Source organism: Paenibacillus sp. J2L1-98, from assembly GCF_056269405.1.
In genome coordinates this window covers 15,178-29,061 of sequence record NZ_JBWDNW010000008.1, presented here as the reverse complement: position 1 = coordinate 29,061, position 13,884 = coordinate 15,178, and the positions used below count along the sequence as shown (strand labels likewise).

Genomic DNA, 13,884 nt, shown 5'->3' with positions numbered 1-13,884 from the left:
CGTTACAACTCCTTCCTATGTGAGCGCAGCGGCTGTCCCAGCCACTTGTATATCAAAGCAAAGTAATAGATTAAGCCTGTGAGGCAAGCCAGCTGAATGTTGTTAAGCCCGAGATAAAGATGAGGGGTTGGTTTTATAAAATCGACGGCCAAGCGGAACAAGAGATACCCCGCCATAAAAAGCTGGAAAATCGCTCCGTCAGGAAATGCGTCTCTTTTTTTCCATCGGTAGAGCAACCCTCCAAGCAGAAGCAAGAAAGCCATTTCATACAGCTGTGTCGGATGTCTAAGGATGCCGTCGCCAAAATCAATGCCTGTCATCCAAGTTGTCGGCGTGCCGTAGGTATGATCAGTAAGCCCGGTCATAAAGCAGCCGATGCGCCCAATAACCATGCCTACAATAATCGGCAGTGCCATATCATCGCCAGTGGAACGGGTAATGCCGACGCTCTTCTTCATCCACTCCACACCGATCAGTCCGCCCAGCAGACCGCCGACTATCGTTTTTCCCTCCATTAAATAGGTGTAGCTGCGCAAGTTTTCGATCGTCCGCACGGGGTCCTCCAGCCAGTACAACACTTTAGACCCGATGGCAGCTCCTAGAATGGCTCCGACAATGATCCACATGCCCTGCACAATCGGAAGCTTATCTTTGCTGCGGGTGTAGAGGTACACTCGAAAGCCGATAAAATAAGCGAGCGCTTCAAATACTGCATGAGGATGCAGCTTTATAAAGCCAAGATTGATCCAAATAGGGAAGGTCATTGTGTTCTCCAGTTTCGTTTTATGAATTTATTTGCTATACATTCGCTAGCGGCAATCGATAATCCTTTATGAAATCCGCTCTCCAATATTATTGATAAACTAAACTAGAAAACTTCATTCCTTCTGCTGCAAATAATATGTTAGCTGTTAGTGTTTTTATCGTATTAATGCGGTACCAGCCCATTATTTTTTATTAGAAACAGGTTTTTATTTCTATATTCTATTAAAAATATACACACGGAACTCTATCAATTTCCATATGATAATATCAATTCTTAATGAAAGGAGATGGTAGGAATGAAGAACAAAGGGGGATGCAAAGGCTCAAGGAACCGAAGTCACGGTAGTAAAAACTCGAAGAGTCGAAGCCACGGAAGTAAATGCTCGGATTGTCGGAGCAACGGAAGTAAAAGCTCGGGGAGTCAAAGCAACGGAAGTAAAAGATCAGAGGAAAAAAGCTGCGGCCAAAATAGTCGCTTTCATTGCATTCTATCAGAGATTGGAGTAGGTACTCCCAATATTCGAATTCATTTTGACGGAACAGTTCGTACCGGAGTGTTTTTAGGTATTGTAGATGGCTGTGTCGTTATAAATGTGAAAGGTGTCGTTAGCTATATAACAATCACCTCAATAACTGCCGTGGACGTTGGATTCAGCAAAGATAAGGATAAGGACAAGGACAAGAAAAGGAGAAAGAAATGTAGACCCAAATGTAAAAAAAGAATTCGAATACGGCGGGTGAAGTGTAAGTGCTGAGAAGCTCCGTCGTGCAAAGACTGAGCTTACATCGCACTTGTCACAAATAAGGCCATTACGCTGGATTCTAAAAACAGAGCACAGGAGGTGTGATCTCCTGTGCTTTGTTTTTTTAATGTTCAACATGGAATCCAAGCGCTGGTACCTTAGATTTTCGCTAAATATGCGTCGAGCTGATCGAAGGTGCCGCCAAATCCTTGCTGCATGGATTCAAACATACCTTTATAGAACGCGTGCTCCTCAGCAGTTGCATTGTGAGGGCCTCCCCGAAGCGTAAGAGTGGTTTGGCCTTCATGTTCGGCGAACGTTGCGATATTCATCACTTCAAGCGGAAATTCAGAACTGAATGGGGGACGTATCGTATTTCCCTCTGCATCGGAGAAGGAGTTGATGAAGACGATTTTTTCCGGTGCAACGATTTCTTGATAAACGAACTTGCCCCACATTTCATGGCCGTCAGGGGAGCGCATGCCATAGTGGAACATCCCGCCTGGGCGCAGATCAAGCTTCTTTACTTCAAGTGACATTCCCGTAGGTCCCCACCAATGCATCAAGTGCTCGGCCTCCGTCCATACTTTAAACACTAACTCACGCGGTGCGTTGAAAGTGCGGGTGATAACAAACTTTCCTTCCTCTGTGTTCATGGGATTTGTGTTTGCTGCTTGGCTTTCAGTCATGACAATTCCTCCAAACTTGATTTTAGTATTGATTAGGCGAGAGCGAATAAGATTAAGTTCATAAACCGAATATACTCCATTAGGAATATTCTTGTCAAGGAATATTGTGCTTTTGTTTGCCTGAGGCAACCCTAAGAAAAGTTGAAATTCTCGCAGGTTTGGAGAAGGAAAGCTCACAAGGAATAGTTAAAAAAAACCATATTTAAGTATATTTGTAGTTTTCAAGTGAGTTTCCAAGTGATGCTATAAAAGAGAAATCTGTTATAATGCTTATAGGAGACGAATAGGCGCTCAATTTCACGTCATGCTTTTGTAAATTACATGTTAAATTTGAAATAACTATTCATTTTTCATTCTGCTATAATTATAATTAAACGTAATGCTTTACGAATCTCCTCGCGCCATCCATCTTGCTTCAACGTTGACCCCATAGCCTATCATTCCCCTAAATTATAATTTGCAGACATTTAAGTAGAATGGAGATTATATGAAATTCAAAACAAAGCTTTATTTAGGATTGGGTTCTTTTTTAGTAATCATAATTATCCTCGTGACGTTTTTAATAAATATGCTGGATCAAATAACAGTAAAAATGAATGTCGTAGTCAAGGAATTATCCGAAAGGGTAAGTATGACTTCAACCATTCAGTACGAGATTGCCAATTTGGACAGAGGATTAAAGGGGCTCACTTCCGATCCGCCAGATGATCTCCTTCAAGATTTCACGAATGATATGGAAAAATCCCGTATGAATACCAGCATGGCCATTGAGTCCCTAAAGAAGATGGACACTCGTGAAAAGTCTCAGGAATTAATTGTAAAATTCACAGCACTCTATGGAACTTATACTGAAATGACACAACAAATTTTAACGCTCAAAAAAGCGGGTATGAAAGCTGAATACGAAGAATTGCTATGGTATGATTCGAAGCAGCTTCGTGAACGGCTGCTGCAAAATATAGACTTATTAAATACCCTGCAGGAACAAGAGATGAAAAACGAATTGTATCGGACCCGCACGACATATAATGTAGCCACCAAAATGATTTATACATATGTCTTAATAGGTTTGATCATTGGAATAGGGATGACGGTTTGGTTGATTCTAAGCATTACAAAAAATCTTAATAAAGTAACATCTGTAATGACTAGCGTAACCCATAATAATGTAACGAAGTTACCCCGTATTAAGGTGACTTCCAAAGATGAGATTGGTGCGATCGCTGAAGCCTTTAATGGAATGGCTCAAGATTTGGAAGAACGCGCCAAGCAGGAAATAGAGTTAAAAGAAGAGGCGCAGGAAAAGAGTCGGCTAAAAACGAAAATTGCAGAAATCGCCACGATGTATTCTAAAGTTGATGATTTGCAGACCCTGGCTAAATTGTTCATTACGAAGATTACGCCTATGGTGGGGGCCAGTTATGGAGTCTTCTATACGCAGGAGGGTGAAGGGGATCAATACCGGCTGCGAAAGTTGGCTGGCTATGCTGCTCATCATGAACCAATTGGCTTCGAAAGTTTTCGTGCGGGGGAGGGGCTTGTTGGACAATGCGCAGTGCTAAAACAGTCTATCTTGCTTAATCAGATCCCGGATGATCATCTAAAGATAGTCTCCGGCACCGGTATGTCATCGCCAGCAAGCCTAATCATTTTACCCGCTGTGTATGAGGGAGAGATACTGGCGGTCATTGAATTGGCTACCTTTGAAACATTCTGTCCTCTTCAACAAATGCTGCTTCATGAAGTCATGAGCAATATTGGGATTGTCATAAATAGTGTCAAAAGCCGAATGCAAGTGGCAAAATTGCTGCAAGAATCACAGGCTCTTACAGAAGAGCTGCAAAGCCAATCTGAGGAGCTCCAAATGCAGCAAGAGGAGTTAAGATCGGCCCATGAAAGACTCGAAGAACAATATGAAAACTCGGAACAGAAGAAGACGGAGCTGGAAGAAATCAGGTTGGTTCTCGAGGAAAAAGCTCAGCATTTGGCACTTAGCTCTCAATATAAATCCGAGTTTCTTGCTAATATGTCCCATGAACTGCGAACACCGCTCAACAGTTTATTGATTCTGACTCATATACTTGCTGAGAATTCGGAAGGGAATCTTACCGATAAACAATTGGAATATATCCGGACAATCTATTCATCAGGTGATGATTTGCTCAATTTAATCAACGACATCTTAGATTTGGCGAAAGTGGAATCTGGCAACTTGGAGGTCATTCCTGAAGAATTACAGCTGCATGATGTGCAGGTATTTGTAGAAAATCAATTTTTCCCTATTGCCCGCCAGAAAGGAATACAATTTTCCGTTCGGATCGATCCGGATTTACCGAAAAGCATGTTTACCGATGAGCATCGTTTGCAGCAAATTCTGAAAAATTTATTATCAAACGCCTTTAAATTTACGGAAAAGGGCAGTGTATCCCTATATATTCATAAGTCGTCCCAAAAAGTTTTTAATGAAAAACTTATTGTTGACCAAATGGGATCAGTGTTGGCCTTTTCAGTTATAGATACGGGAATTGGGATTCCGGAAGAAAAACTGGAAATGATTTTCGAAACATTTAAACAGGCGGATGGAACCACTAGCCGAAAATACGGCGGCACTGGTTTAGGCCTGCCGATTAGCCGGGAAATTGCCCAGCTGTTAGGCGGTTTCATCCAAGTGAACAGTGAAGTAGACAAGGGAACTATCTTTACCCTGTATTTGCCTAGTATTAAATCGTTCCCATTGACAGAAGATCGATACTCTAAGAAAGAGGCAGCTGCAGGGCTTTACGAACAGGAGCACAATTCCGTGGAATCTGCTGCAAAGCATGGACTGCAGGTTGAATCGTGGAACCCTAATCCGTATGAAAAAAACTTGCTCGACGGTAAAAAAATCCTCATTGTGGATGATGATATGCGCAATATATTCGCCTTAACGACAGCGTTAGAGGGATATCATATGGAAGTTATATTTGCACTAAATGGCCGGGAAGGAATTGAAAGCTTACGCAGCAATCCTGAAACGGATTTGGTGCTGATGGATATCATGATGCCGGAGATGGACGGTTTTGAGGCTATTCACGCGATTCGTCAAATGCCCCAATTCAAAAAGCTGCCAATAATCGCACTTACAGCAAAGGCAATGAAACAGGATAGGGAACAATGCATTAATGCCGGGGCTTCTGATTATATCAGCAAACCGATAAATATCATTCAACTACTCTCACTAATACAGGTATGGGTATACAGATAGGCGGGACTACCATTACAGTGCAAAGCGAAGAAAAGAGTATTGATCAAATACAAGATGATGCTGAATTGGAGAAAATTGAAATCGAATTATTGCTTGAAGGCATGTATCGTTATTACGGCTTTGATTTTAGATCTTATTCATTTCCCTTTATTCAGCGCAGAATATGGCATCGCATTCATGCTGAGAAATTAAAAAGTATATCAGGCCTTCAGGAAAGAGTTTTCCATGATCCTGCCTTGATGAAAAGATTTTATGCCGATTTCTCTATCAATGTGACGGAGATGTTCCGCGATCCCAGCTTTTTTTTATCCTTTCGTAATAAAGTCATTCCGAAGCTGAGGGACTGCCCGTTTATTCGGATTTGGCATGCGGGCTGTTCAGTAGGACAAGAAGTTTATTCGATGGCCATTCTTTTGCACGAGGAAGGAATATACGACAAAACTAAAATCTATGCAACAGATATGAATGGCACTCTTTTAGAAGAGGCGAAAAATGGAGTTTTCCCTTTAGACCGGATGCAAATGTATACTAAAAATTATTTGGAAGCCGGTGGAACGAGAGCCTTTTCCGAATACTACACTGTTAAGCAGGACAAAGTGATTTTCCATCCTTTTCTTCGGGAAAATGTTGTATTTGCTCAGCATAATTTGGCGACCGATCACTCTTTTAATGAATTTCACATCATTATTTGCAGAAATGTGATGATTTATTTCAATAAATCTTTGCAAGATCATGTACATCAGCTGTTTTATGAGAGTTTAAGTTTATCGGGTTTTATTGGTCTCGGTAATAGAGAGGGGATTCGGTATACAAGATATGCTGACCATTATGAAGAGTTTGATTCCGCAGAAAGACTGTACCGCAAAATCAAATAGTGCAATATCGACCGAAAACGTCAATATTTTAATCGTGGATGATCACCCGGAAAATTTATTAGCATTAGAAGCTGTGCTCATGTCCCCGAACTATTGTTTTACCAAAGCAAATTCGGGAGAAGAAGCATTGATGTATGTTTTACAGCGGGAATTTGCCGTTATTGTGCTGGACGTACAAATGCCGGGATTGAATGGATTTGAGACGGCTAAGTTAATCAAAGAAAGAGAAAAATCAAAACATATCCCTATTATTTTTGTAACAGCGATTAGCCAGGATATTGAAAATGTCCTTCGCGGTTATTCCGTTGGAGCCATTGATTATATTACCAAACCCTTCCATCCTGAAACACTGAGAAGGAAAATGGAACAACTTATAAAAATTCACAAAAATTATGAACAAAGTGAATGGGAGCGTAATCTTGAGCTTCAGGAAGTTAACAAAAAGCTTGATCGCACGACTCTGGATTTGCGCAAAAAGGAAGCATTGGAGAGAGTTATTGGAGAAACGCTGACAGACACGATTATAACATTTGATGAAAGCGGATATATTTTTTCTGTCAACCATGCCGTTAAAGGTATGTTTGGGTACATCACGGAGGAGTTATTAGGCCAGCATGTCGCTACCCTTCTCCCTGTATTTAAGCAAGAGGATAGGAAAGAGGCCTCATTGATCATTTCTCCCTCGGTTAAGCCGATTACCGGCAAGTTGATGGAGGCTGTTGCCTTGCGCAAAGACAAAAGCATGTTTCCCGTGGATATTCAAATTGGGGAAGCGAATATTGAGAATCAAAACATCTATGTATGTTCCATTCGAGATATTACGGATAGAAAAAAATTCGAGGCTCTGCGAAGGCAGCAATTCAATGATTTAGAGAAGCTGGTGGAAGAACGGACATTGGAACTCTTACTGGCCAACGAGAAGCTCCAGAATGAGATTGAGGAGCGGAAAAAAATAGCGGATGACCTTTGTGTATCCCAGGAACGTTTTCGGAAAATTTTCGAGTCCAGCCCTTGCTTGATAGCGATTCGTTCTCTCCAGGATGGAAGGTTCATTGATGTTAATGAGAGCTGGGTCCATTATACCGGTTATCGTTATGAAGAGATAAAGAATCAAACGGACGATATGCTGCATCTTATATCGGACTCTGATAGGAGCAATACCGTTCTATTCAGTCTTGAATACGGAACAACGATTCGCAATGAGAAGATTCGTTATATGAGCAAGTCCGAGGAAGTGCGTGAGGGCTTATTATCAACAGAGCTAATAGAAATCCAAGGAGAATCTTGTATTATCATTGTGGTGACTGACGTAACCGAAAGAACTCTATTGGAGAAAGAAATGGTTCGATTGGACCGTTTGAATTTAATAGGTGAAATGGCAGCAGGAATTGCCCATGAGATTCGAAATCCATTGACTTCTGTCAGGGGATTTTTACAAATGTCTAAGTTTAAACGTGATATTTTATCACAGGAGCATATTGAATTAATGATGGGAGAACTTGATCGGGCCAACGGCATCATTACAGAATTTCTGACTCTGGCTAAAAATAAAGTCAATGATAAAACCCAAAAACATCTCAATGAGATATTAATAGCGCTATTTCCACTGATTCAGGCAGAAGCGCTGCTTTCTGACAAGCATGTGCTGCATGAATTAGGGGATTGCCCGAAACTGTATTTAGATGAAAAGGAAATTCGCCAGCTTATTTTAAATCTCGTTTTAAATGGGCTCGAGGCCATGTCTTCAGGAGGAACGCTTACGATAAAGACATATTCTGAAGAACAATCGGTAGTTCTGGAGATACGGGATCAGGGAGTGGGAATTAAACCGGAACTGCTGGAGAAAATAGGAACCCCCTTCTTCACGACGAAAGATAAGGGATCCGGATTAGGCCTGGCTATTTGCTACAGTGTGGCTGAACGTCATCATGCTGTCATCGATGTAAAATCAGGCGATCAGGGGACTGTCTTTTCTATTCGCTTCAGGGCTTGTCATGCATGAACCGCAATAGAAATCTGAATGTCCGGAAAAAACATGCGAGGAGGGGATAAGTGATGAGGAAAAGATGGATGGCCCCATTGGTTTGCACAATCGTACTTTTCGGTTTAATCGGGTTAACAGTCAAGCTAATAGACAAGAATGAGAGTCCAAAGGTTGTTGTCGTTCTTGAAGGATTAGATTCAGAGTATTGGAAAATTGTTGAAGCAGGGGCGAATAAAGCATTTCTTGATTTTAATATAGAAGGTAAAGTTATAGCAGCCAATAACAATACTCTGACAAAGGCAGCATTGTTGAAAAACGTGTTGAAACAAAACCCGGAAGCGCTAATTGTCGCTCCGCATCAACCTTCTTCCATAATTCCTATATTAATGGAATATAAGAAAAACAATATTCCTGTGTTGTTTGTGGATACGGAAGCCGATTGGAATGATAAAACGGCTTATATTGGAACGGATAACCCTGCATTGGGTAAAAAAGCGGGTGAGCTGCTAGCTTCTATGCTGCAGCCCGGTGATCAAGTAGCCCTCATTGGGGGAATATCAGAAAACGCGAATGAACGGATACAAGGAGCTAAAGAATCTTTAGAAGCCGCAGGAATTAAAATTGTCGAGCAGCAGTTTGAGCGTGTGGACGACATTGCAGAGGTTAGATCAGTAATGAGAAACATTTTGAAGACGAATACGTATCAGACGATTTCCGATATTAAAGGTGTATTTGCCACTTATGACACGTTAGCTCTAAAGGCATTAAAAGTAACAGAAGAAGAAGGTTTAAAAATTCCCGTCGTCGGGGCGGACGGCATTATGGACATGGTCAAGGCCATAGAAGCGGGGACGCTGACCGCTACAGTGACACAGAACCCTTATGACATGGGTTATTTAAGTGTTGAAAACGCATTGAAAGCTATCAATGGGGAGACGGTTGAAACAAGGATTGATAGCGGTATTGATATCATAACGAAAGATAATGCGAAGGAAAAATTAGATTTCCTCACACAAATATTAAATTAGAATCTCTCCTATTCGAATCATTCAACCTGCCCGGCCAGTTTTAGCAGTTCATCAACAACAAGGCCTGGCTGATAACTGTGTATATAATGGGAGCTGCCTTGCACGTTGATTTGCTTGCCGGAAACGGACCAAGAAGGAAGCGCTGCTTGACTGTCTTTCCATGCTTGATCATTGCCCAGCTTGCCGAAATAGTCGGCAGTCATTACTGTAATGGGGATTTTAAGCGGTTTTCCGCCCGCAAGCACGATTCCGGCATTCTCCCGGCTTTGGCGCATTTCATCCGTCATATTCCGGTTTCCGGCCCTAAGCAGTGTGGCTTTGCGGTTCAATTCCTTCAGCTCCTCCGGCAACAGCTTCTCCCCGTTGCTTTGGTCTGCAACCCATTCGGCGAAGCCGTTCAGATGATACAATGTCCGAAGTATGCCCACTGTCCGGAGTCCCTTGTACATCCAAGGAATGAGGGTAAGCTCCGGGCTGGTATTGTAATATTCAGGACTTCCGCCTTCTATGAGCAGAATACCCTTCACTTCTTCCGGGAACCGCTGCGCGTACCGAATGGTCTCCAGAGCACCCAGCGAGTGGGCGGCGAATACATAAGGCGGTTTCTGCCCGGATACTTGAAGAAGCTCATGAATCTCGTCGGTGATCGTATCGATATCCCGTTTTCTGCCGGTCATATCGCTGAAACCGTAACCGAACCGGTCATAGACCGCAATCTTCACATGCTGCTTCAGCCCTTCATACAAAGGATAAAAATCGGCGTATGGATTTACCGTTCCCCACCCTGAAGCTAACACTACAGTAGTGTCCCCTTCACCTTCCGTATAGAGATGCATTTTGCTGCCTGCTACATCATACAGTTTCCCGGCAGGTTGATAGGTTCTCCGGTCCTGCCCGGAACCGTACCATTGATACGCGGCTCCGATACCTGCCAGCCCCACAAGCATGACGAGTAAGTAAAACGCTATTTTGCGGCCCCGTTTCCACATGTTCTTCACTTCCCCCTTCAAGCAAACAGATTCCAGTTTTCCAGCGCCCCCTATAATGTACAGGAATATAGCGGCAAAGATTAACCGCCTTAAGCAGGGGGGGGACCTCGCCTTTAGTCTGGTTCAGCCGTCTTGGGTAATTGCAGAGCTCGGCGGCTGTCATCCTTCTCCTTCGTAAACAGCGCAAGAGCCGTCTGGATAAACAGCTTGACCGCAAGCGATGCTTCCTCCAGAGAAGGAACAGCCAGCCGAATATCCCGGTAAGCTTCCGGCCGCAGCTCGCGCTTGATGACATTCGGCGGGAGCGACTGAAGGGAGAGCTGCGATAAGATCGCAAAGCCAAGCCCCTCCTGCACCATGCTGAGTGCCGTATTGAAATTTTTAATGATAAATTTGATCGTAAAATCAGTCTCGGCGCGCTGGAACAGGTCGACAATAGGAATTTCGTAGCCCGATTTGCAGCTAATCAGCGGGTAGCCGCTCAGTTCCTTGACAGAAATAACGTCGCTGCTTCCTAATTGGTGATCCTCCCGCAAAACCGCGTACATCCGCTCCTTGTATAGGGGCACGGTCTCAAAAGCTTCGTCCGGCGGAATAATGAAGGCAATATCAATGACACGCGTATCCAGCCATTCTTTCACCTCGTCTATCGTTCCTTCATGCAGCTCGAATTCCAGCTTTGGATGCTTGGCGATAATGGCGCTTATAATTTTGGGCACAAAATAAGACGCGGCAACCGGGAAAGCGCCAACGCGGATGGTACCGACCTCCAACCCTTTCTCCTGGGAAATTTCCTGTTCAATCCGTTCATGGGATTTCAAAATATCGCGAAACATACCAAGCAGCCGCCTGCCAATATCAGTCAGCATAATCCCGTTTCGGCGGTCGCGGATGAGCAGTGCCACGCCAAGCTCCGCTTCCAGTGTAGACATCGCCCGGCTAACGGCAGGCTGCGTCATATTGAGCTCCAGCCCGGCTTTCGTAAAGCTTCCGGTTTCGGAGATTTTTACGAATAGTTGCATTTGCGAGTTTGTCATAACTAAATTGATATGCCTCCTATGATTAACATTCATTTTATTTATGTAAGAAACTATTGTATCATTTGATAAAACGACAGCACAAGGAGCTATTCCCAATGCCTAAAACATCACGTACAGCAGCAGCTGTATATTTAATTTTTTTAGTGCTGGTGTGGGGCATTAATTGGCCGCTCTCCAAATATGCGCTTACGTATTCCCCTCCTTTATTGTTTGCAGGCATCCGAACGGCCATTGGCGGTTTGCTGCTCATAGCCTTTGCCTTATGGCAGCGCAAGCCGCTGCGCCTCAGGCAGACCTGGCATATCTATCTCATTGCCTCGCTGCTGAATATAATTCTGTATTACAGCTTTCAGACGGTTGGCCTGCAGTATATGCCTGCGGGGTTGTTCACTGCCATCGTATTTTTACAGCCGGTGCTGCTAGGCGTTTTTTCCTGGCTGTGGCTGGGGGAAACGATGTATCCGCTCAAAATTTTCGGACTGCTGCTCGGCTTTGCCGGAGTGGCGGCTATTACGACAGGAGGCATATCCGGGCATTTTTCCATATGGGGCGCTGTGCTTGCCATTGCTTCAGCTGTAAGCTGGGCTGCCGGTACCATCTATGCGAAAAAGATGGCGCCGCTCGTTGATTCGCTCTGGATGACGGGGATGCAAGTAGCGTTTGGCGGCATCGTCATTCTGGGGACTGGCTCGATTACCGAGAGCTGGTCCGATATCGTCTGGAACATGCCATTTATAGCGGATACGCTGTTCATTGGGATTTTTGTTATCGCGTTTGGCTGGATCGTCTACTTCAAATTAATCCGCAGCGGAGAAGCTGGTAAGGTCGGTTCGTTTATGTTCCTGATTCCGCTTATTGCCATTTTGGTCAGCGTGCTGTTCTTGAATGAGCATGTAACCATTAATTTAGCGGCGGGGCTCGCGCTGATCGCGGCCAGCATTATTGTGGTCAATATGAAACGTAAACGGTTTAAGGGAGGACTGTCTTCCAGCCGCGAGGTGCCGAACCCCCATTAATTTGTATCGGAATCATCATAAAAAACGAACCGGCAAGTTAGACTTGAACGGTTCGTTTTTTTTGCGTCCAGAAATATGGATGTTAAAACAAAGGGCCGGGAACGCTGCAGCCCGGAAATGAATTAATATCCTGAATCGTATTGAAAGGGTATTGTTTGGTGGCAAATTGGCTTTGGTACAAGTATTCTTGCAGGACCACGATGCCTCCGGTGACGCTGCATAAAACCCCCGTTACACCTTGCCCGTTAACCAATGACACTCCGACAGGCTGGCCGACTAACCCCACAGCCTTTGTATACCATGGCATTTGCAGCAAAATATATTCACCTCCAGAAGCCATTATATGTAGGACATTCGGGGAGAGGAACTACTTATGCAGCTCAATGCGTGCTGTCGCGAATCGCTAAATAATGCGTGACATTGGTATGCTGCGGAATATCCGTGGCGCCTTTGATCATTTTGAACAGATTGCGGGCAGCTGTCATGCCGATCTCCGTAGCGGAGTATTCCACTGTCGAAAGTCTGGGTCTTACTATTGTTGACATGTAGGAGCCGTCAAAGCCGAAAACGGAAACGTCTTCAGGAATGCGAAGGCCATTGTCGAGTAAATAATTCATCGCACCCAGAGCCATGAGATCTGTTGAACAAAATACAGCGGTAGGCAGCGAACCCGATGCTGCAATGATGCCCATCGCCCTCATTCCCTCCTCTACGGAAAACTCACTCTCCACGACCCAATCTTTGCGCATAGAGATACCCGCCTCCTTTAAAGCCTGCCGGTAGCCTATAAAACGCTCTCCGCCTACGGCCGATATGCCTGTACCTCGTATCATCGCAATATTGCGGTGGCCCTTATGTATCAGAGAGGTTACGGCTTCATATGCAGCCGTGATGTTATCTACATGTACAGAAGGAATGGAAGGGATTTCTGAGATTTGGCCGATCGCAATGCACGGTGTGCTTTCGATAAAGTCGGCATGTTTTTTATGTATAGGCGTTCCTGCGAAAATAATGCCGTGAGTTTGGAGTTTGCGAAATAGCTCCAAATGGTGAAGCTCGCTTTCGATGGTACCATCTGTTTGTGTGATCAAAACGTCATAGCCGTATAAATTGGCTACGTTATTGATACCAATGATAAATTCGTCCAACACCGTATGGATATATAGCGGAATAATGACGCTGATCAGACAAGATTCACTCTTCTTAACACCGCCCGCTAAAGTGCTATGGCGATAGTCGGTTTGCTTGATTGCGTCTATAACCCGTTTCCGTACTTCCTCATTAACGGGTTTGCTGTCATTGAGCACTCGTGAGACTGTAGATATAGAAACCCCGGCCATTTTTGCTATATCGTTTATTGTTATTTTCATGTGCATCACCCCCGAGTGAGACTGACCGTTCGAAATATAGGAAAATTTTTTCCTGAATAGACAAATTATATTTCACGTCAATTCAATATGCAATAGAAAATAGATGGACTGCAATTCGAATAGGAATTTTTGCTTTACAGC

General features: G+C 43.8%; 11 protein-coding genes. 5 read left to right on the top strand and 6 right to left on the bottom strand.

Annotated features, from left to right (window positions below; genetic code table 11):
- Positions 1–2: 2 nt before the first annotated feature.
- Positions 3–764 carry a prolipoprotein diacylglyceryl transferase gene (locus AC0YNZ_RS16330; protein WP_475827622.1) on the bottom strand — a complete coding sequence of 254 codons (762 nt, stop codon included), beginning with the start codon at positions 762–764 and terminating at the stop codon, positions 3–5.
- A 902-nt stretch (positions 765–1,666) separates the two neighbouring features.
- On the bottom strand, positions 1,667–2,197 hold the full coding sequence (locus AC0YNZ_RS16325) for an SRPBCC family protein (RefSeq protein WP_475827621.1): 531 nt from the start codon (positions 2,195–2,197) through the stop codon (positions 1,667–1,669).
- Between the two features lie 487 nt (positions 2,198–2,684).
- Here AC0YNZ_RS16325 and AC0YNZ_RS16320 point away from each other — a divergent pair, with 487 nt between their 5' ends.
- From AC0YNZ_RS16320 to AC0YNZ_RS16305, 4 genes are read left to right on the top strand one after another with little or no spacing between them, the layout of a single operon-like run.
- Positions 2,685–5,441: an ATP-binding protein gene (locus tag AC0YNZ_RS16320; RefSeq protein WP_475827620.1), complete on the top strand. Its 2,757-nt coding sequence runs from the start codon at positions 2,685–2,687 to the stop codon at positions 5,439–5,441.
- 17 nt (positions 5,442–5,458) lie between these two features.
- Positions 5,459–6,316 (top strand): CheR family methyltransferase, encoded by an 858-nt coding sequence (locus tag AC0YNZ_RS16315; protein WP_475827619.1) that lies wholly within the window; start codon positions 5,459–5,461, stop codon positions 6,314–6,316.
- Positions 6,270–8,318: a PAS domain S-box protein gene (locus AC0YNZ_RS16310; RefSeq protein WP_475827618.1), complete on the top strand. Its 2,049-nt coding sequence runs from the start codon at positions 6,270–6,272 to the stop codon at positions 8,316–8,318. Before AC0YNZ_RS16315 ends, AC0YNZ_RS16310 begins: the two co-directional genes overlap by 47 nt.
- A 53-nt stretch (positions 8,319–8,371) precedes the next feature.
- Positions 8,372–9,328: a sugar ABC transporter substrate-binding protein gene (locus AC0YNZ_RS16305; protein ID WP_475827617.1), complete on the top strand. Its 957-nt coding sequence runs from the start codon at positions 8,372–8,374 to the stop codon at positions 9,326–9,328.
- A gap of 17 nt (positions 9,329–9,345) precedes the next feature.
- Here AC0YNZ_RS16305 and AC0YNZ_RS16300 read toward each other — a convergent pair whose 3' ends face one another.
- On the bottom strand, positions 9,346–10,317 hold the full coding sequence (locus AC0YNZ_RS16300) for an alpha/beta hydrolase (RefSeq protein WP_475827616.1): 972 nt from the start codon (positions 10,315–10,317) through the stop codon (positions 9,346–9,348).
- Positions 10,318–10,430: 113 nt separating this feature from the next.
- Positions 10,431–11,354 (bottom strand): LysR family transcriptional regulator, encoded by a 924-nt coding sequence (locus tag AC0YNZ_RS16295; protein WP_475827615.1) that lies wholly within the window; start codon positions 11,352–11,354, stop codon positions 10,431–10,433.
- Positions 11,355–11,452: 98 nt separating this feature from the next.
- Here AC0YNZ_RS16295 and AC0YNZ_RS16290 point away from each other — a divergent pair, with 98 nt between their 5' ends.
- The gene (locus AC0YNZ_RS16290; RefSeq protein WP_475827614.1) at positions 11,453–12,373 is read left to right on the top strand and encodes a DMT family transporter; all 921 of its coding nucleotides are present in this window, start codon (positions 11,453–11,455) and stop codon (positions 12,371–12,373) included.
- An 82-nt stretch (positions 12,374–12,455) separates the two neighbouring features.
- Here AC0YNZ_RS16290 and AC0YNZ_RS16285 read toward each other — a convergent pair whose 3' ends face one another.
- Together AC0YNZ_RS16285 and AC0YNZ_RS16280 are read right to left on the bottom strand one after the other, a co-directional pair.
- Positions 12,456–12,680 carry a hypothetical protein gene (locus AC0YNZ_RS16285; protein WP_475827785.1) on the bottom strand — a complete coding sequence of 75 codons (225 nt, stop codon included), beginning with the start codon at positions 12,678–12,680 and terminating at the stop codon, positions 12,456–12,458.
- Between the two features lie 73 nt (positions 12,681–12,753).
- A complete protein-coding gene (locus tag AC0YNZ_RS16280; RefSeq protein ID WP_475827613.1) occupies positions 12,754–13,743 on the bottom strand; it encodes a LacI family DNA-binding transcriptional regulator in 990 nt (329 codons plus the stop codon).
- Positions 13,744–13,884: the final 141 nt, after the last annotated feature.